We start from the raw sequence: 19420 nt of genomic DNA, 5'->3' as shown, positions 1-19420 counted from the left end.
CCTACGTTCGGAGCGCCTGAGTTCGGCATTCGGCATACCGGTTGGTCGGTCGAGTGGTGAACTCAGGGCTCGTGAACGTAGGACTCTCGCATCGTGAACGTAGGACTCTCGGGTCAGGCCGGCGAGTGGCGGACCAGGTACGGCGGGATCGAGTTGCCCACCAGCGCCAGGTCGTCGATCGTCTCCGGCTGGTAACCGCACCCGGGCAGCCGCTCGACCATCAGCGCGGTCGGGTCGGCCACCTCGTCGGCGCGTCCGAACAGGTACGCCCACTCGTGCTCGTCCGAGCCGTAGTACGCGACCGTGCCGAACACCTCGTTGAACCGCTCCCACATGCGGATCAGCGTGGTGTTGCGCCACATGGTCTGGCAGCCGGCCTGCGACACGACGACGCCGCCGGGCGAGAGCAGCGCCTTGCACATCGCCAGGAACTCGGCGCCGTACAGGCGGTTGTGCTGCGCCTCTTCCTCGCGCTCGTCCGGCAGGTCCACCAGGACGATGTCGTAGCGCTCCGACGTCGTCCGGATGTGCTCGTAGCCGTCGATGTACCGGACGTGGATCGGGCCTTCGCCCTTCTCCGCCGCCGCGAGCTCGTCGAGCGTGTAGCCGTAGGGGAGGTGCTCGGCGCACAGCCGCACGGCCTGCGCGTCGATGTCGATGTGGTCGACCACCGAGGCGCCGGCGGCCACCGCCATCTGGCACACCACGCCCTCCGACGACCCGATGACCAGCACCCGGTCCACGCGGTCGGCGAGCAGCAGCGCCGGGACCATCAGCGCCTCGTGGTAGGTCAGCTGGCTGAACTCGGTGCTCTGCCGGTCGTCGTCGCAGAACAGCGACAACCCCTGGGACGTGCGGGCGATCACCAGGTGCTGGAACTCGGTCCGGGTGTCGACCACGACCTCGTCGACGTCCCAGTGCCTGGTCATACCGGCCGCGAGCGGTTCGCGGATCAAGATGCCTTCTCCTCACCGACGAGCGCGGGGACGCGGCGCCCCCGGCTGATCATGTCCGTCCGTGCCGACGCAGCTCCCAGCGCTTCGGCCAGCAACTGCACCGCGAGCGCGGGCTTGGCGCGCGTGCCGCAGGTGAACACGTCCACGAACACGGCCCCGACCTCGGGGTACGTGTGGATGGACGCGTGCGACTCCGACAACAGGGCCAGCACGGTGACCCCTTGCGGCTCGAACTGCTTGGAGACCACCTCCAACACCGTGGCGTCAGCCTGGGTGAGCGCCTCGCCGAGCGCGTGCCGCAGGAACCGCTCGTCGTCGAGCAGTTCAGGGCTCACGCCTTCGAGCTCGGCGAGCACGTGCTGTCCTGCGAACAAGCCAACCGGCTCGGATTCGCACGGGAGTTCGGACATCAATCACTCCAAACATCTTCAGGAGGGCACATCAGCGGACAGGCGGGGGCGCGCTCATCGCACGCAGTGGGTGGCCAACGGCGGGAAGCCGTTGAACGCCACCGACGAGTAGCTGGCCGTGTAGGCGCCCGCGCCGAGCAGGTCGACGTGGTCGCCCGCGCGCAGTTCCAGCGGCAGCTCGTAGCACGTGTTCTGGTACAGCACGTCGTCCGCGTCGCACGTGGGCCCGGCCAGCACGACCGGACCGACCGGCGAGCCGGTCTGCGGCACGCCGTCACGGCTGGTGGCCATCGGGTACGCGATGGCCTCGCCCTCGGTCTCCGCGAGGCCGCCGTAGCGGCCGATGTCGAGGAAGACCCAGCGCCGTTCGTCCGAATAGGACTTCCGGGACACCAGCACCACTTCGGAGCGGATCACACCGGACTCCGCCACGACAGCGCGTCCCGGCTCGATCATCACCTCGGGCGAGAAGTCGCCGAAGTGCCGGGCGATCGACGCGGTGATGGCCGCGGCGTACTCGGCCAGCGGCGGCGGCTGCGCCAGGTAGCCCGCGGGCAGCCCGCCGCCCAGGTTGACCGTGGTCGGCGACAGCCCCTCGGCGCGCAGCTTCCCGATGATCACGGCCGCGTCGGCGATCGCGCCGTCCCAGCCGTTCGGGTCGAGCTGCTGCGACCCGGCGTGGAAGGCCACGCCGAGCGGAACGAGTCCGAGTTCGGCGGCCAACCGCAGCAGATCCGTCGCCATCTCGGGCGAACAGCCGAACTTCTTGCCGAACGGGTAGGTGGAACCGTTGCTGTCGACCAAGATCCGCAGCAGCACGGACGCGCCGGGCGCGTGCTCGGCCAGGGCGCGCACGTCCTGTTCGCTGTCGGACACGAAGAGTCGCACACCGCGCTCGTGGGCGTACGCGATGTCACGCGCCTTCTTGATCGGGTTGCTGTAGGAGACGGCCTCCGGCGCCGCACCGCGGGCCAGGCACAGGTCGATCTCGGCGGGGCTGGCGACGTCGAAGCCGGAACCCTCGGCGGCCAGCAGCCCGACCACGTCGGGAGTCGGGTTCGCCTTGACCGCGTAGAAGATCCCCACTCGCGGCAGCGCCGCGCGGATGGCGGCGAACCGGTCGCGCACCGTCGGCAGGTCGATGACCAGGCAGGGCGTCTCGGGTCGGTCGTGGTCCAGGAAACGACGAATACGAGCCATTGCCTCGTGAAGCCGTTCGTCGGCAAAGCTCGTCGTCATCTCGCTAGGGGTCCCCCTTCGCGACCGTGAGCAGGCACGGTCCGACCGTGTTCGGGCACGGCGGTCCACTCTAGGTGCTGAAGGCGAAAAATGCGCTATCAGCCGGCGAACTTGTGACGCAACTCCACGACGGAGATGTCCGGCGCCGCGCCGACGCGCACCGGAGGACCCCAGAACCCGGCCCCGTTGCTGGTGTAGACCTGGGTGCCGTCGACGGTCTCCAGCCCGCTGCGCACCGGCTGCTGCAAGCCCACCGCGAGGTGGAACGGCCACATCTGCCCGCCGTGGGTGTGCCCGGACAGCTGCAGGTCCACCCCGTGCCTCGCGGCCTCGCGGACCGCCACCGGCTGGTGCGCCATCAGCACGACCGGCGTGGACGTGTCGCGACCGGCCAGCGCGCGAGCGTAGTCGGGGCCGTCCTGGAACGTCTCGCCGGTGACGTCGTTGACGCCCGCGAGGTCGAACGACGCCCCGGCCCGCTCGATCCGCAGCCGCTCGTTGCGCAGCGGGTTCACCCCGAGCCGCTCCAGCTCCGCCACCCACGGCTCCACGCCCGAGTAGTACTCGTGGTTGCCGGTGACGAAGAAGCTGCCGTGCGTGCTCACGAGGTCACCCAGCGGAGCCGCCGCCTCGCCCAGTTCGGCGACCGTGCCGTCGACCAGGTCGCCGACGATGGCGACCAGGTCCACCCGCTGCTCGTTGATCATGCGCACGATCCGCTCGGTGTGCCCCCGGCCGAGCAGCGGCCCGAGGTGGATGTCGCTCACCACCGCGATCCGGTAGCCGGACAGCCGCTGGTCGAGCTTCCCCAGCGTCACCGGCACCCGCTTGACCACCGGGTCGCCCAACGCCTGCGTGGTGCCGTAACCGACCACGCCCGCCGTCGCCACGCCGCCCGCGACGGCGAGCGACCGTGCGATGAACAGCCGTCGACCGGGGTCCGCCGGCTGCCCTTCGAGCGCCGTCCCGGGCACCTGCACCTCGGCGGTGGGCGCGCCGACCGCGGCCGGCACCTCGTGCTCGCGCGCCGCGCGGTTCAGCACCAGCCGGGGGATCTCGAGCACGCCCAGGACCAGCGCGAGGTAGAACGCGCCCGCCAGCCAGACGAACCCCGGCCACGCCACGGCGGCGACGAGCCCCGACTCGCCGAGCCTGCTCACCGACAACGCCGACATCACCAGCAGGTAGAGGAAGAGCACGACCCAGGTGCCGATCCGGCGCCCGCGCCCGGGCCGCGTCGTGGCCAGCACGGCGCGCTTCCAGATGTAGTAGTGGGCCGCGCCCATCACGACCGCGAACAGCACGAAGAAGAACAAGGCGGGCCTCCCGGTGGTGGTGCCCCCAGTTTCCACGAATCTCGCGGCGGGGATGCAACCCCCTGACCGCCCGCGGGCGTGATTACCCCGTACCGCAGTACGGGGGAGGACAGATGAGTGATCGGGACGCGGCGTTCGCGGAGTACTTCGCGGCGCGGTCCGAGGCCATGCGCGGCACGGCGTACCTGCTGTGCGGCGACTGGCACCGTGCGGAGGACCTGGTCCAAACCACCTTCGCCAAGCTCTACGTGGCGTGGCGGCGGATCAACCGGCACGAGGCACTCGACGCCTACACCCGCCAGACCCTCGTCCGGACGTTCGTGTCCGAACTGCGCCGGGGCTGGTTCCGCAAGGAGCGCGTGAGCGAGTCGACCGCCGACGTGGCGGGCGTCACGCGCGGCTCGGCGGAGGACCGGCTGGTGCTGCTGTCGGCGCTGGCGGACGTGCCGCCGAGGCAACGCGCCGTGCTCGTGCTGCGGTACTGGGAAGACCTGTCGGTCGAGGAGACCGCCAGGGCGTTGAACTGCTCCGAAGGAACGGTGAAGAGCCAGGCCGCGCGGGGGCTGCAGACGCTGCGCGGCCTGATCACCCCTCAGCAGGGAGAAAAGGTGCGATGAACGAGCACGAGCTGAAGAGCGCGTTGCAGGAAGTGATGGTGGCGAGCAGCCCGCCGCCGCCCATGAGCCCGGAGGCCGCGCTGGACCGCGGTCGACGTGCGCGCAGTCGCCGGAAGGCCACCTGGGGCGGTGCGGTCGCGGGTCTCGCGGTGGTGGCGATCGCGGTGGGCGCCGTGCTGGTGCCGACGCTGACCGGCGGCGGCGCCGGCGTCCAGGTGGCGGGAGGGCAGCCGTCGGAGTCCGCGCCGAGGGTCACCCCGACCGACCGGCCGCCGTCGGAGGGGATGTCGGCGCCCGCGCTGACGCCGAGCGCGGGGCCGGCCAGCGGACGGCCGCCCTCCGGCACGAGCACCCCGTGGCCGAACGGGCAGGACGACCGGACCGCGAGGAACGGGCCGCGCGCCGACAAGGGCGCCAAGCTGTTCAACGACGTCGCGTCGTCGCTGCCGGCCGGCGTGAAGGCCGAGGACCGGACCCGGATCGGCTTCGCCGACTACGGGCCGATGACCCGGCACCAGGCGCAGTTCGTCGAGCACGTCGGCGACCTGGAGGTCTGGGACTACGAGGCGCGCACACCGGTCGTGATCACCGGTGAGGCGGGCGTCGGCGAGCTGTTCGTCCGGGTCGAGACGAAGGGCGGCACCAGGCTCGGCGGCCTCGTCGGGTGCGCGGCGGCGACCCGGTACGAGTACCCGGTCGCGGGCGGCACGTGCGCGCTGGTCGACGTCGGCGGCGAGCAGGTCGCCCTCGTCACCGGGGCGACCCCGGACGCCGACCACAACACGATGGACGCCGCGGCGTTCCACCGGCACCCGGACGGCACGCTGGTGACGGTCGCGTATTCGAGCGAGTACCTGGAGTCCGGTCACCCGGCGCTGTCCCGGCCGGCGCTGACGGGGGCGCAGCTCGCGGCGCTGGCCGCGGATCCGAAGTTCCACCTGGACTGAGCCACCACCGGGGACGGGGAGGCCGGGCGCACGCGCGCCCGGCCTCTTCGGCGTCCGCGGCCGTGCGCACCGTCCCCCGCTCCTCGTCCGGGGGTACTCCATCCGGGTGTCTGTGCAGGTACCGTGCTGTTTGCCATGCGGACGCTGCTCATCGACAACCACGACTCGTTCACGTTCAACCTCTTCCAGTACCTGGCTCAGGTGAACGGGCGTGAACCGGTCGTCATCACCAACGACGACCCGCGGTTCCGGCTCGCCGACCTGCGGCGGTTCGACAACGTGGTGATCTCGCCCGGACCGGGCCGGCCGGAGCGCGCGGCCGACTTCGGCCTGTGCCGCGCGGTGGTCGAGCACGCCGACATCCCCCTTCTGGGTGTCTGCCTCGGTCACCAGGGGCTGTGCCTCGCGCACGGCGCGTCCGTGGGCTTGGTCACGCCCCGGCACGGCGTGGTGGACCACGTGCGGCACACCGGGGTGGACGTGTTCGCCGGCCTGCCGTCCCCGCTGCCCGTCGTGCGCTACCACTCGTTGGCCGTATCGGACCTGCCGCCGTCGCTGGAGCCGATCGCCTGGACGTCGTCCGACGACGTGCTGATGGGCGTGCGGCACCGGTCGCGGCCCGCCTGGGGCGTGCAGTTCCACCCCGAGTCGGTGTGCACGTCGCACGGACACCAGCTGCTGGCCAACTTCCGCGACCTGACCGACGCCGCCGCCGTGCTGCCCGTGCTGCCCGTGCTGCCCACGCTTCCTGCGGCTCCTGCGGCGGCTTCGGCGCCTGAGGCGGTCCGTGAGGTGTTGGTGCGGCGGGTGGACGTGCACCCCTCGCCGGAGGACGTCCACGCGGCGCTGTACGGGGCGTCCCACGACGCGTTCTGGCTGGACAGCAGCCTCACCGGGGGCCGCGGCCGGTTCTCCGTGATGGGTGACGCGTCCGGGCCGCTGGCGCGCGTGGCGACGTACGACGTGTGGACCGGCGAGGTGACGGTGGACGGGGTGACGCGACCCGGGCCGTTCTTCGACTGGCTGGAAGCCGACCTGGCGGCGTGGCGGGTGGCGCCGCCGGACGTGCCGTTCGAGTTCGCGCTCGGCTGGGTGGGCTACCTCGGGTACGAGCTGAAGGCGGAATGCGGCGGCGCGGCGGCGCACCGTTCGGAGCAACCCGACGCGGCATTCGTGTTCGCCGACCGGGCGCTGGTTTTCGACCACGATTCCCGGTGCGTCTACCTGTTGGCGTTGTCCGACGAGGACGGCTGGTTGGGCCGAACGGCCGATTTCCTGCGTCAATTCAGCGCGCCCCCGGCGCCCGCGCCGCGCCCGGCCCGGGCGGGCTCCGTGCAGCCGCGACACGGGCGTTCGCAGTACTTGAAGCTGGTGGCGGCTTGCCAGGAGGCCATCACGGCGGGCGAGACCTATGAGGTGTGTTTGACGAACACGGTGACGTGGCGCGGGCCGGTCGACCCGTGGGACGCCTACCGGTTCCTGCGCGCGGAAAGCCCCGCGCCGTTCGGGGCGTTGCTCCGTTTCGGTGCGCTCTCCGTGCTCAGCACTTCACCCGAGCGGTTCATCCGGGTCGACCGACAGGGTGTCGTCGAATCCGAGCCAATCAAGGGCACGCGCCCCCGCGGGGCCACCGCCGCCGAGGACGGGGCTTTGCGCAGGGCCTTGGCTGCCAGCGCGAAGGACCGCGCCGAGAACCTCATGATCGTGGACTTGGTCCGCAATGATCTGGGCCATTGCGCGGAAGTCGGCAGCGTCGAGGTGCCCAGGATCTTCGAGGTGGAGACCTACGCGACAGTGCACCAGCTCGTCAGCACCGTTCGGGCTCGACTGCGTTCCGGGAGTTCGGCCGCACGGGTGGTTAGGGCGGCGTTCCCCGGCGGGTCCATGACGGGCGCGCCCAAGATCCGGACAATGCAGATCATCGACGGGCTGGAAGCCGGGCCCAGGGGTGTCTACTCCGGGGCGCTCGGATACTTCTCACTCTCCGGAACGGCCGACTTCAGCATCGTCATCAGGACGCTCGTGGTGGACCGCGACAAGGTGAGTTTCGGGGTCGGGGGCGCGGTCATCGCGCTGTCCGACCCCGCGGAGGAATTCGAGGAGACCGCGGTCAAGGCGACCGCCCTGCTCAGCCTGGCGGGCGTGGCGTTCCCGGGGCGTTCTTCGGTGCCCTGAGGAGCTGTGAACTACCCCTGAAAGGCCCTGACCTGCCGCTTTCCCCTGCGGTAGGTGTAGTCCACCGCAGGGGAGAACGACGTGGGTCAGGAAGCGTGGGCTTCCTGGAACTGCACGACCAGGCCCTGGGGAATGCGGCCCCGGTCGGAGATCTGGTGGCCCTGCGCGCGAGCCCAGTCCCGAATGGCCTGGGCCTGCGCCTTGTCACCAGCCTTTACCGTGCTCTTGCCGGTGCCCTTGCGCTGCTTGCGGCCACCTGCGCGGCGCGCCTTGGCGACGAAGTCGGCCAGGGACTCGCGGAGCTTGTCCGCATTGTCCTTGGAGAGGTCGATGGAGTACTCCACACCGTCCAGCGCGAAGGTCACGGTCTCGGCGGCTTCGCTGCCGTCGAGGTCGTCGATGAGTTGGACGACGGTCTGCTGTGCCACTGTTCCTCCGTGTGTGCTCGCATAGCGCGTGCTGCCCTCGACTTGTTCTGCGCCACACGCTTAGGTCGACACCATAGTGCACGAGAGGAATATCGCCTAACCTTTCGCGGTGAAAATGTGTCCGATGCCCCCGGACGGGTCATTTCGCGACACAAACCGCACCGAGCCGAAATGTGCGGCCCCACGCCGTCACCCCGTGGTGCCGGTCACACCCGGTCGAGTGGCCTATCCTGGACCCGGATACCCGCCCAGGGTAGGGAAGGTCGGGAGCGATGCACGGTTACACGGCGGACAAGGACGCGTACCTCAAGCGATTGCGCCGCATCGAGGGGCAGGTCCGCGGCCTCCAGCGGATGGTCGAGAACGACGAGTACTGCATCGACGTGCTGACCCAGATCTCCGCCGCGACGAAGGCGTTGCAGGCGGTCTCCCTGGGACTGCTCGACGAGCACCTGAAGCACTGCGTGGCCCAGGCCGTGGCCGAGGGGGGCGAGGTGGCCGACGAGAAGATCGCCGAAGCCTCCGCCGCGATCAGCCGCCTCGTCCGCTCCTGACCCACCCGCCCGGCCGCCACCCACCCGAACGGCGGCCGGGCAACCTGATCGAGTACAGTGCTCCCGCCGGCCCCCGTAGCCCAATCGGCAGAGGCAGCGGACTCAAAATCCGTCCAGTGTGCGTTCGAGTCGCACCGGGGGCACATAAGCATCCATGCTGATGCCGTCGAACACCGACTTCTGGATCAGGGGTTCGTGGACGGGTTCCGGTGGCCGGACCCGAATCTCCGGAGGGTTGGGCATGCTGGGTCGGCCCTGGCCGTGCCGGGCTCCGGTGGCGTCGGGTGTGGTTGCCGGTCAGTGCGCAGGTCAGCGTCGGCGAGGTCCTGACGCGTTAAGGTCCCCCTGTGGTGAGAGCTGAGGGCGTCAGTCTGGGAGTGGTGGCGGCGCGTCGCTTGGCTGAGCTGGGTTGCTGCGTGATCACACCTGGGTTGACCGATGCGGAATTCGTTCGCATCGAGGGCGAACACGGTGTCGAGTTCGCTGACGACCACCGAGCGTTCCTCGCGGCGGGATTGCCGGTGAACACCCCTTTCGAGCCGGAACCGGGGGTCGGCTACGCCTGGGAGAAGCCGTGGCCCGAGTGGCGCGACGGCGACCCGGGCGAGCTCCGCGAGCGGCTCGACCGGCCGGTCGAGGGCGTGCTGTGGGCGGTTGAGAACAACGGGCACTGGTACCCCGGCTGGGGTGCTCGGCCGGACGCCCTTGAAGCGGCGGTGGCGATGGCTCGGCGGTTGCTGGCGGACGTGCCCAGGTTGGTCCCGGTCTACGCGCATCGGTTCCTGCCCGCAGGACGCGGCACGGTCGGACACCCGGTTCTGTCCATGTCGGGAACGGACATCATCTGCTACGGCGCCGACTTGGTCGACTACGTCAACCAGGAGTTCGAGGAGCCCCGACCCGAGTACCCGGACGACTGGTCACCGGAGGCCACCGTGCCGTTCTGGCGCGACTACCTGTAACTCGGACACCGGGCTCCGTGGCGAACGCACGGAGCCGGATCTCCTCTTCCGCGCCCGGTGCGGTGCGAGCCTCCGGCACGTGGCGGATCGTCCGCACATTCGCCGTCCACGCCAGACCGGTCGCCACGCATGACCGAGTCAGGTGGTCACGGTGCCGCACACCTCGACCGGGCGGTTTTCGACCGTGCCGCGGTAGGTGAAGGCTCCTCGGGAGTGCCGGTCGGGGGCGGCGAGGGCGAGGTCGAGGACGGCGGCCCAGTTGACCAGGCGCTCCAGCACCTCCGTTGCCGGGCACGTCTCCGGCACCACACCGCGCAGGACGCCGTGCGCGTCGATCTCCCAGTGCAACCCCCGACCGTCCAGCGCCGGCGTCGCACCGGCCCCGTACTGGTTCACCGCGTCGGTCAGGGCGGCGGTGACGATACGTGTCAGCGGTGGCAAGACGGCACCATCTTCCGGCTGCGGGCGGTCGTTGCCGCCATCATCTCCACACCGGTCAGGACACGATCGAGCGATCCAGGCCCCCTTGGGTACTTGGACGACACATGTGTTGACTTCTGTTCGTTATCACGGCGTGTTGTGTTTTGATCAGCTGGATTTCGTTGGATTTCGGTTGACAACGTTGACTGTCCCTGGACACGCGGTGGTGCGGGCGTTACGGTGCGGAGACCGATGTTTGCGCAACCATCAGTGGTCGCACCCCGGCCCCGGCCCTTTCACACCGTCGTGGAGGAGACCTGCCATGTCCGCTTCCCCTGCTCTGGTGCGCGCTCACGCACCGGCCGCCGCACCGTGACCGTCGGTCCCGCCTCGCCGCCGACCGACCTCACGGCATAGACGCGCGAAGCCGTCGAACCTCTGACCCGGTGCGTCTTCGACAACGCGCCGCAGCGCGGACGACGGCTTCACCGTCCCCACCCGCTGACCGCCGCCGGTCCCACCCGACGAGCGCACGTCGTCGGTGACTTCCGACAGGAGAACTCGATGATCAACCGCAGAACGGTGTTGACCGCGGCGGGTGTCGCGGCCGCGAGCACCGCGTTGGGCACCGGTGTCGCCCGTGCCGACGCGACGATCGGCGTGGACCCCGCCGCCGACCAGGGCACGTGGGAAGGCTGGGGCACCTCGCTGGCGTGGTGGGCCACCGTGTTCGGCGACCGGGACGACTTCGCCGACCTGTTCTTCACCACCAAGTCCGTCACCTACAACGGGGCCGCGCTGCCGGGGCTGGGCATGAACATCGCCCGCTACAACCTGGGCGCGTCGAGCTGGAACGCGGTGAACGGCGAGCGCATGGTCGCCTCGCCGAACATCCCGAGGTTCAAGCAGGTCGAGGGTTTCTGGCAGGACTGGAACAACGAGGACCCGAACTCGGCGGCGTGGAACTGGAACGCCGACGCGAAGCAGCGCGCGATGCTGGTCAAGGCGACCCAGCGGGGCGCGATGAGCGAGCTGTTCGCCAACTCGCCGATGTGGTGGATGTGCGGCAACCACAACCCCTCCGGCGCGGCGAACGCCGCCGACGACAACCTCCAGTCGTGGAACCACCGCCAGCACGCCCTGCACCTGGCCGCCACCGCGCGCCGCGCCCGTGACCAGTGGGGCGTGAACTTCCGCACCGTGGACGCGTTCAACGAGCCCTCCTCGAACTACTGGCACGCCAACGGCACTCAGGAGGGCTGCCACGTCGGCGCCACCACCCAGCGCGACGTCATCGGCCACCTGCGCGCCGAACTGGACCGCCAGGGCCTGACCGGGACGTGGGTCTCGGCGTCGGACGAGACCAGCTACGACCTGGCCCGCACCACCTGGAACAGCTTCGACTCCACCACCAAGGGCCGGGTGCGACAGGTCAACGTGCACGGCTACCAGGGCCTGAGCGGTCGTCGCGACCTGCTGGGCAACGACGTCCGCGCGTCGGGCAAGGTGCTGTGGAACACCGAGCACGGCGACGGTGACGGCTCGGGCATGCAGACCGCCCGCTGCCTGCTGATGGACTTCCGCTGGCTGCGGCCGACCGCCTGGTGCTACTGGCAGGTCATGGACCCCACCGCCGGCTGGGGCGCGATCCGCTACGACGGCAACGCGGGCCAGGCGGGCGCGGTGGAGACGAAGCTGTACGTGCTGGCCCAGTTCACCCGCCACATCCGGCCCGGCATGAGGATCCTGGGCACCGGCGTCGACTACGCCGTCGCCGCGCACGACCCGGCAGCCCGCCGGCTGGTGATCGTCGCGGCGAACGTCGGCGCGGCCCAGACCTTGACCTTCGACCTGGCCCGCTTCGGCCAGGTCCCCGACGGCGTGGTCACCCGCTGGTCGACCACCACCTCCGGCTCCGGCGACCGCTACACCCGGCGGCAGGACCAGCGGGTGACCGGGAAGATCGTCCGCGTGCCGTTCGTCGCCGGCTCGGTCCAGACGCTGCAGATCGACGGAGTGGTGGCTTGACCCCGTGACCCGGTGACACCGGTGGCCCGCTCAGCAGCGCCGGGCGGGCCACCGCCGTCGTGCCGCGGCCGGAGAACTTTTAGCAAGATCAGTGCCGAGCGAGCACCTGATCGATGTTGAGCGATTTTTTATTTAATGTTGCTGTTTTGGCCTTGGATGTTCAATTTCGGTGGTCAAGATGGCCTCTTGACACGGCATAGTGGGATCGGGACACTTTCGTGCAACATAATCAAACAATATCGAACGCACGATTGCCTCTTTGACATCCCCTCGCAAGGTGGCCGGCGCGTTCGACACCCCACGACTCAAGGACCCGCTTCGAGAACGTGCAGCGTGCCGTGCCAGGTGGTTCGACGCAGAACCCCGACCTAGTGATTGGACGTTCCATGACACTGATCGCGACCTCAACGCGGAGGTCCCTGATCACCCTCGCGGTGACCGTGCTGACCGCGGCGATCGGGCTGGTGGTCACCGCGCCGTCGGCCGGCGCCGCCACCAGCCAGTTCCGCGGCATGAACTGGGCGGTGCTGGGCGACAACTTCAGCACCGGCACGCTGGTCGTGCAGGGCTTGAACCAGTCCGACAGCAACGCGACCGTGCGGGCCAAGGCCAACGCGCTCTACGACGACATGGCCGCGACCCTGAGCGTCAACACCGTGCGGCTGCCGATCAACACGCACACGGTGGCCAACACGACGTGGTGGAACGCCTACCGCGGCGCGATCGACGCCGCCACCGAGCGCGGGTTCAAGGTCATCCTCGCCTACTGGGAGGACGGCGCGGCCTCCGGCGGCCGGATCACGAACCTGGCCGCGTGGAACACGATGTGGTCCAGCGTGACCAACACCTACGGCTCCAACGGCAACGTCTACTTCGAGCCGATGAACGAGCCGCACGGCTACTCCTCGGCGGACTGGCGCAACGTCGCCGCGAACTGGCTGAGCTACCACACCTCGGCGGTGCCGGGTCGGGTCCTCGTCGGCGGCACCGGGTTCAGCCAGGACCTGCGCGACGTGTGCAACGACAGCCGCTTCAACTCCACGCTGCTGTCCTTCCACCACTACGCCTTCTTCTACGGCGCCATGACCTACGACCAGTTCCGCAGCCACATCCAGACCCGGCTGGGCAACTGCGCCTCCCGCGCGGTCGCCACCGAGTTCGGCGCGCCCATGTCCACCGGCCTGAACTACGCCGACGCGAACAGCACCGAGAACTTCGTGCGCTACATCCGCGCCATCGCGCAGGTCATGCGGGACAACAACATGGGCGGCACGTACTGGCCCGCGATCGGCGGCAAGCCCGGCACCATCGGCTACGACTGGTACTCGATGTACTCGCTGAGCGGCACCGGCACCGACCTGAACCTGACGATCCGCAACGCCTCCGGCGCCGACCGGCTGCGCTACGCCTGGGGCGACAGCGTCACGACCCCGCCGGTGACCAACTACCGGCTCGACGCCCGCCACAGCGGCAAGGCCATGGGCCTCCCGCAGGCGACCGCCGACAACAGCGTGCGCGTCGGCCAGTACACCTACAGCGGCAACGCGTGGCAGCAGTGGCAGTTCCAGGACGCCGGCAGCGGCTACTGGCGCATCGTCAGCCGCCACAGCGGCAAGTGCCTCGACGTGGTCGGCGCCTCGACCGCCGACGGCGCCGAGATCGTCCAGTACACCTGCGGCACCGGGACCAACCAGCAGTTCCAGCTCGTCGCCAACGGCGGCTACTCCCAGCTCAAGGCCCGCCACAGCGGCAAGTGCGTGGACGTGCCCGCCGCGTCCACCGCCGATGGCGCGATCCTCAAGCAGTACACCTGCAACACCGGCACCAACCAGCAGTGGTCGCGCACGGCCGTCTGACGGCCGTCCCGACCTGACCGCCGAACGCCCCGCCGCCGAGGTGGTGGGGCGTTCGGCGGTTCACCTCGGACCCGGCAGGTCCGTCGACGCGAGCGTGCCGGGCCCGGACCTGGCCCCGTTCCGCGTCGGTCCTGCTAGGCTCGCCGCGATGGTTACCAACGTGAGCAGAACGGGGGTTCTCTTCGCTCAAGGTGAGTGCTGATGCACCACTTGACCGCGAATGAGGATTCCCGCCTCCTTTTCTGGGCGCGCGTGCGCGAGTTCGCCGTGCCGCCGTCGATGATCGAGCAGTCGACCGCCCGCCGAGTGGTGGGCGACTGGGCCGGCGCCTGCGCCGGCGCGCGCGTCGACGTGGACCTGGACCTGCGAGCCGTGCGTCGTGACCACGGCCGGGAGTTCGCGGCCCTGGTCCGCGCCGATCTCCGTCAGCTGGCCCCCGACCTGCTTCGCTGGCACTTCCCGAGGATCGCCCCGGACGGGTTGCTGCGGCCGGGGCTCACCGCGTCCCTGGCCCGGTACCCCTCGACGGGCGACAGCGGCGGCGCGGTGCACCTCGTGGCGCGCACGCCGCCGGCTTGGGCGGGTGCCGGTCAGCGGATCAGCCTCGCGCTGTGGGAGCCCTCCCGCCCGAGGGCCGGGGCGGGACTGCACCCGCACCCCCGGCCCGACCGGCGGTTCCGCCTCGACCTGCACCGCCACCTCTGGGACGTGCGCCGGGCCGGTGAGCTGGGGGAGCGGTCCGGGGCCGGGCAGCCGCCCGGTGATCCGGCGGTGGCCGGGCTCCCGGACGGCGTGGTGGCGTGGTCGAGCGGCTTCGCCGTGGACCGATGGCCGGCGGAGGCGGCGTTGCTGCTGCGCGCGGAGGGCCGTGCGGACGGTGTGGTCACCGTGCGGCTCAACGCCCGGAGCAGGGTGTCACTGCACCCGGTCGGGGCCGGGTCGTCCACGCCGTGGATCACGGCGGGTCCTCCGAGGGGGTGCGGCCGTGCGTTGCCGGTCCTGCCCGACGCCGCGACGTGGGTCCTCCCCGACCTGGACCTGCTCCGCGCCGGGTTGATCGACGGCGACCGGCTGCACCCGCTCGTCGCGTCCGTGCTCCTGCCGGACCACCGGCCGGCCGGGGCGCCGCCGAGTTCCACCGGCTCCGGCCACGCGCGGCTCGTGGAGTGCCGTGGCACCACGCACCGGATCGGCGTGGTGGACGGGGTGCTCGTCCCGCTGGACCACGACGCCGACGAGATCCGCCGCGAGGAGCTGCTGGTCGCGTTGGGCGGACCTCCGCTGCCGTGCCTGCGGGCGATCGACGACGCGCACCGGCGACCGGAGTCCCTTGTGGACGTTCGCGCCCGGCTGGACCACGGCGACACCGCCGGCGCCCTCGCCGTGGTCGAAGGCCTGCTCGGACCGGACGTGCTGCTGCGCGGCGGGGCGTTGCGCGACGAGCTGGAGACGGCGGCGCGCCGCCGGGTGGCGCACGGGCTGTTCCGGACCGGCCTCGTCGGGGCCGCTCCGGGTCCGGCGGCGCGGGACACCCGCCCTCGTGACCTCCGGTCCCACCCGCGCCACGCGATTGCTCGCTGACTTCCCCGTACCGCCCGCTCTCCCGGCCGACGCACGGCCACCGAACCGACCTCGAAAGGTGATCGACACATGCCTGTTGCCCTGGACACCCCAGCCGAAGCGGCGTACGTCCGACCGATGGACGCCGCCGCCGACCTGCTCGCCCTGCTCCGCGACACCACGACCGAACCGCGTGCCGACACGCAGCTGGAAGCGTTGACGCTGGCCGTTTCCGCCGACCTGCCGGTGCTGCTGTGGGGCGAGCCGGGGATCGGCAAGACCGCGGCGCTGAACCAGCTCGCCGACGCCCTCGACCTGCCGCTGACCACGGTGATCGCCAGCGTGCACGAGCCCTCCGACTTCTCCGGCCTGCCGGTGGTGGGTGACGACCCGGCCGTGCAGGGCGTGCCCATGGCCCCGCCCGACTGGGCCGTGCGCCTGGTCCGGGCAGGCCGCGGGCTCTTGTTCCTCGACGAGCTGTCCACCGCGCCGCCCGCCGTCCAGGCCGCGTTGCTGCGCGTCGTGCTCGAACGCCGGATCGGCGCGCTGCGACTCCCGCCCGGCGTCCGGATCGTGGCCGCCGCCAACCCGCGCTCCTCCGCCGCCGACGGCTGGGAGCTGAGCCCGCCGCTGGCCAACCGGTTCGTGCACCTGCGGTGGTCCTACGACCACGAGGTCGTGGTGCGGGGGCTGGGTGGGACGTGGCCGACAGCGGCGTTGCCGAGGCTGGACCCCGGACGGCTGGTCGACGCCGTGGCATACGCCCGTCGGGCGGTGTGCGCGCTCCTGGCCGCCCGTCCCGGGCTCGTGCACCAGCTGCCGAAGAGCGACGCGGGACGCGGCGGGCCGTGGCCGTCCCCGCGCACGTGGGAGATGGCACTGCGCCTGATCGCCTTCGCCACCGCGGCCGGCGCCGCGCGGGAGGTGCTGTCGACGTTGGTGCGGGCCACCGTGGGGGACGGGCCGGGCCTGGAGTTGGTGGCGAGCCTGGACCGGATGGACCTGCCGGACCCCGAGGCGCTGCTCGCGGACCCGTCGGCGGCCGTCCTGCCCGAGCGCGGCGACCTGCGCCAGGCGGTGCTCGACGGCGTGGTGGAGGCGGTGCGCGGGAGGCCGGAACGAGCCCGGTGGGACGCGGCGTGGACGTTGCTGGTGCTGGCACTGGAAAGCGGGGCGCCGGACCTGGTGGTCGTGCCGGCGTCCACGCTCGCCGCGCTGCGCCGCGACGACTGGGAGGTGCCGGCGGTGATCGAGCGGCTGGCCGGGGTGGTGTCGCTGTCGAAGCGGGCGGACCGGGCGGCGGTCGGCGCGGGTGGCCGCCGGTGACGCCGGTGTCGCAGGTGGGGCTGGACGAGGAGAAGCTGTTCGCCGCCCGGTTGCACGCGGTCCGCTGCCGGCCCTACCTGGCGACGGCGTTGTTCGCGTTGCACGTGGTGGGCTCGCGGCGGGTGCCGACGATGGCGGTGGACCGGCACTGGCGCTGCTACGTCTCGCCGGCGTTCGTGGCCCGCACATCCGTGGAGGAGCTGGCCGGGGTCTGGGTGCACGAGGTCTCCCACCTGCTGCGCGACCACCACGGGCGCGGCGACCGGTTCGCCGCGGAGCACGGGCTGACCGGGCCGGGGGAGCGGTTGCGGATGAACATCGCCGCGGACTGCGAGATCAACGACGACGTGTTCGGCGAAGGGCTGGTCCAGCCCGCGGGCGCGGTCCGACCGGCCGCGCTCAGGTTGCCCGAGGGGCAGTTGATGGAGGACTACCTGCGCCAGTTCCGGCTCGGGCCGCACACCGACGGGTTCGGCTGGCTGGACTGCGGCAGCGGCGCCGACGGGCTGGAGCGGGAGTGGGACCTGGGGCCGGACGGCGCGCACGGGCTCACCGAGCAGGAACGGGACGCCGTCCGGTTCCGGGTGGCCCAAGGCCTCAACGCCCGCCCGGGGAACGCCCCGCGCGGCTGGCAGCGGTGGGCGAGGGAGGCGTTCCACCCGCCGCAGCCGTGGCGTGAGCTCCTGGGCGCGGCGGTCCGTTCGGCGGCGTCCGGCCCGGGAGTGGGCGAGGACTACACCTACGGCCGGCCTTCGCGCAGGTCGGCGGGTCTGCCTGGGGTCGTCCTGCCGAGCCTGCGCCGCCGGCCGCCCCGGGTGTGCGTGATCGTCGACACCTCCGCGTCGGTGAGCGACGACGAACTGGGCAGCGCGATCGTCGAGATCGCCGCGATCGCCCACGCCGTGGGAGGTCGGCGTGACCTGGTCTCGGTGCTGTCGTGCGACGCCGCCGCCCACGTCACGCATCCGCTGTGCCGTGCCGAGGGGATCCCGCTGGTGGGCGGTGGCGGCACGGACCTGCGCTCCGGCTTCGCCAAGGCGCTGCGCGGCAACCCCCGCCCGGACGTGGTCGTCGCCCTGACCGACGGTCAGACGCCTTGGCCCGACGCGCGTCCGTCCTGCCGGACGGTCGTGGGCCTGTTCCCCCGACCGCCCCGGTCGGGCGAGGACGACCCCGACTACGTGCCGGACGCGCCACCGGCGTGGGCGCGGGTGGTCGCCATCGGCTGATCGGCGACTGCCCGGTTCGACCCGCCCGCGTCGTGGGCGGGTGCGGGATGGACGTCCCGATCCGGCCGGACAGCCGGCAGGCTGGATCGCGTGAACCCGATCGTCGCGCAGGTGTTGACCATCGTCGGTGTCCTGCTCGGCTCAGGCGCGACGTTCGTCGTCACCTCGGCCACCGAGCGGACCCGTTGGCGACGAGCGCAGTCGGCCCGGTGGGACGACAAGCGCCTGCTCGCGTACTCCGAGTACGCCAACGCGGTCAAGCGCATGGTCCGGCTGTGCCGCCGGATCGCGGAGACCAAGGGGCTGCTGTCCACGGGGCAGCCCGTCGACCTCGACTCCGCGTTCACCGACCTCGCGGAGGCGGAGACCGACCGCGCCGCCCGGTGGGAGACCGTCCTGCTCCTCGGCGAGCCGGCGACGATCTCCGCGGCACGGGCCTGGAGCGAGCAGGTGTGGCGGCTGGAGCACGTCGTGCGCGAGGACGACCCCGACCCGTCCTCGTTCACCGACGCCTACCGGAGCGCCATGCGCCTGCGCAACGAGTTCTACGCCTCCGCCCGCGCCGACCTCGACATCACCAGCGGCCCGCTGCCCGAGCTCACGTGGAAGTCGCTCGAACCCCCACCACGCCCACCCGACCGCCCCAGCACGCCCTGACGACCAGAGGCCGCAGCCCGGAACCCGGTGCTGCGCCGAGGGTCCGTCCGGCACGTCGGCCGTTCGCGACCGACCGGTTCGCCGGTCCTCGGCGACGTGATGGAACCCACCTACCGGATCGGTCGGCTTACCGACCGGATCGGTAGGTCGCTGCGTACCGTGGAGGTATGGCACGCGCGCTGACCGAGGACCAGTTGCTCGACCGGGTGGCGGGTCTGTTCGCCCAGCACGGGTTCGACCACACGTCGTTGAAGGACCTGGCCGACGCGGTCGGGTTGTCGAAGGCCGGCCTGCTGCACCACTACCCGAGCAAGGAAGCGCTGTTCGAGGCCGCCCGTGACGTCGGCCGCACGCACAGCCGCGAGCTGTTCGAGCAGGCCACGCGGGTGCCGCCGGGCCCGGCGCGCGACCGGCGAGCCGTGGAGCTGCTGGTCGACTTCGCCCTGGACCGCCCCGGGCTGGTCGCGCTGGAGTCCCGCGCGATCGGCCGCCTCGGCGCCGAAGACCTGGACGCCCACCGCCTGGACGCCCTGTCCCAGCACGTGCTCGCGGTGTTCGGCGTCGAACCGGACACGGTCGACACCGAGCGGCTGGTCCGGGCGATCGGCGTGCTCAGCGCCCTGGCCGTGCTCAGCCTGGCCGCCAACCACACGGGCGAGAAGACCGCCTGGCGGCCGCACATCATCGCCACCTGCCTCGACGCGCTCGGGCACCGCGACCCATCCCCTTCGGAGGCCTGA

Annotated in this window: 18 protein-coding genes and 1 tRNA gene; 13 read left to right on the top strand and 6 right to left on the bottom strand. The window is 71.4% G+C overall.

Annotated elements, in window-relative coordinates:
• Positions 1-113: 113 nt before the first annotated feature.
• From ACQPYE_RS32355 to ACQPYE_RS32340, 4 genes are all read right to left on the bottom strand, one after another.
• Positions 114-956, bottom strand: coding sequence for a spermidine synthase (locus tag ACQPYE_RS32355; protein WP_498716872.1), 843 nt, complete (start codon positions 954-956; stop codon positions 114-116).
• Positions 953-1366, bottom strand: coding sequence for an adenosylmethionine decarboxylase (gene speD, locus ACQPYE_RS32350; protein WP_498716871.1), 414 nt, complete (start codon positions 1364-1366; stop codon positions 953-955). Before speD ends, ACQPYE_RS32355 begins: the two co-directional genes overlap by 4 nt.
• Positions 1367-1420: 54 nt before the next feature.
• Positions 1421-2566, bottom strand: coding sequence for a type III PLP-dependent enzyme (locus ACQPYE_RS32345; RefSeq protein WP_498716870.1), 1146 nt, complete (start codon positions 2564-2566; stop codon positions 1421-1423).
• Positions 2567-2703: 137 nt separating this feature from the next.
• Complete coding sequence (locus ACQPYE_RS32340; RefSeq protein ID WP_498716868.1) at positions 2704-3921, bottom strand: metallophosphoesterase; 1218 nt, start codon at positions 3919-3921, stop codon at positions 2704-2706.
• A 113-nt stretch (positions 3922-4034) separates the two neighbouring features.
• Between ACQPYE_RS32340 and ACQPYE_RS32335 the strand changes: the two genes are divergently transcribed.
• The 3 genes from ACQPYE_RS32335 (at position 4035) to pabB (ending at position 7660) form a co-directional block, all read left to right on the top strand.
• Positions 4035-4538: a SigE family RNA polymerase sigma factor gene (locus ACQPYE_RS32335; protein WP_498716867.1), complete on the top strand. Its 504-nt coding sequence runs from the start codon at positions 4035-4037 to the stop codon at positions 4536-4538.
• Complete coding sequence (locus tag ACQPYE_RS32330; protein WP_498716864.1) at positions 4535-5485, top strand: hypothetical protein; 951 nt, start codon at positions 4535-4537, stop codon at positions 5483-5485. The genes ACQPYE_RS32335 and ACQPYE_RS32330 overlap by 4 nt, the downstream gene beginning before the upstream one ends.
• A gap of 135 nt (positions 5486-5620) precedes the next feature.
• Positions 5621-7660, top strand: coding sequence for an aminodeoxychorismate synthase component I (pabB, locus tag ACQPYE_RS32325; RefSeq protein WP_498716863.1), 2040 nt, complete (start codon positions 5621-5623; stop codon positions 7658-7660).
• 86 nt (positions 7661-7746) lie between these two features.
• On the opposite strand, the gene ACQPYE_RS32320 is transcribed toward pabB, so the two are convergent.
• Positions 7747-8088: a histone-like nucleoid-structuring protein Lsr2 gene (locus ACQPYE_RS32320; protein WP_015104119.1), complete on the bottom strand. Its 342-nt coding sequence runs from the start codon at positions 8086-8088 to the stop codon at positions 7747-7749.
• A gap of 272 nt (positions 8089-8360) precedes the next feature.
• Here ACQPYE_RS32320 and ACQPYE_RS32315 point away from each other — a divergent pair, with 272 nt between their 5' ends.
• The 3 genes from ACQPYE_RS32315 (at position 8361) to ACQPYE_RS32305 (ending at position 9604) form a co-directional block, all read left to right on the top strand.
• Positions 8361-8642 carry a metal-sensitive transcriptional regulator gene (locus ACQPYE_RS32315; protein WP_233813108.1) on the top strand — a complete coding sequence of 94 codons (282 nt, stop codon included), beginning with the start codon at positions 8361-8363 and terminating at the stop codon, positions 8640-8642.
• A 69-nt stretch (positions 8643-8711) separates the two neighbouring features.
• Positions 8712-8785: transfer RNA gene (locus tag ACQPYE_RS32310), tRNA-Leu, on the top strand.
• Positions 8786-9163: 378 nt separating this feature from the next.
• Positions 9164-9604, top strand: a complete 441-nt coding sequence (locus ACQPYE_RS32305; protein ID WP_498716861.1) for a hypothetical protein — start codon at positions 9164-9166, stop codon at positions 9602-9604.
• 138 nt (positions 9605-9742) lie between these two features.
• Here ACQPYE_RS32305 and ACQPYE_RS32300 read toward each other — a convergent pair whose 3' ends face one another.
• Positions 9743-10045 carry a hypothetical protein gene (locus ACQPYE_RS32300; RefSeq protein ID WP_498716859.1) on the bottom strand — a complete coding sequence of 101 codons (303 nt, stop codon included), beginning with the start codon at positions 10043-10045 and terminating at the stop codon, positions 9743-9745.
• A gap of 543 nt (positions 10046-10588) precedes the next feature.
• On the opposite strand from ACQPYE_RS32300, the gene ACQPYE_RS32295 reads away from it, so the two are divergent.
• The 7 genes from ACQPYE_RS32295 to ACQPYE_RS32265 all read left to right on the top strand — a co-directional run bounded on the left by ACQPYE_RS32295 (position 10589) and on the right by ACQPYE_RS32265 (position 19420).
• Positions 10589-12052 carry a glycoside hydrolase gene (locus ACQPYE_RS32295; protein WP_498716857.1) on the top strand — a complete coding sequence of 488 codons (1464 nt, stop codon included), beginning with the start codon at positions 10589-10591 and terminating at the stop codon, positions 12050-12052.
• Between the two features lie 386 nt (positions 12053-12438).
• The gene (locus ACQPYE_RS32290) at positions 12439-13908 is read left to right on the top strand and encodes an RICIN domain-containing protein (RefSeq protein WP_498716854.1); all 1470 of its coding nucleotides are present in this window, start codon (positions 12439-12441) and stop codon (positions 13906-13908) included.
• A gap of 201 nt (positions 13909-14109) precedes the next feature.
• Complete coding sequence (locus tag ACQPYE_RS32285; protein WP_498716852.1) at positions 14110-15489, top strand: hypothetical protein; 1380 nt, start codon at positions 14110-14112, stop codon at positions 15487-15489.
• Positions 15490-15558: 69 nt separating this feature from the next.
• Positions 15559-16794: an AAA family ATPase gene (locus ACQPYE_RS32280; protein WP_498716851.1), complete on the top strand. Its 1236-nt coding sequence runs from the start codon at positions 15559-15561 to the stop codon at positions 16792-16794.
• Complete coding sequence (locus ACQPYE_RS32275; RefSeq protein WP_498716850.1) at positions 16791-18023, top strand: vWA domain-containing protein; 1233 nt, start codon at positions 16791-16793, stop codon at positions 18021-18023. The genes ACQPYE_RS32280 and ACQPYE_RS32275 overlap by 4 nt, the downstream gene beginning before the upstream one ends.
• A gap of 90 nt (positions 18024-18113) precedes the next feature.
• Positions 18114-18680, top strand: a complete 567-nt coding sequence (locus tag ACQPYE_RS32270; RefSeq protein WP_498716849.1) for a hypothetical protein — start codon at positions 18114-18116, stop codon at positions 18678-18680.
• Between the two features lie 167 nt (positions 18681-18847).
• The gene (locus tag ACQPYE_RS32265; RefSeq protein ID WP_498716846.1) at positions 18848-19420 is read left to right on the top strand and encodes a TetR/AcrR family transcriptional regulator; all 573 of its coding nucleotides are present in this window, start codon (positions 18848-18850) and stop codon (positions 19418-19420) included.

This window comes from Actinosynnema sp. CA-299493, assembly GCF_050946825.1.
Taxonomy (GTDB): Bacteria; Actinomycetota; Actinomycetes; order Mycobacteriales; family Pseudonocardiaceae; genus Actinosynnema.
This window is presented reverse-complemented; position numbering and strand designations above follow the sequence as displayed.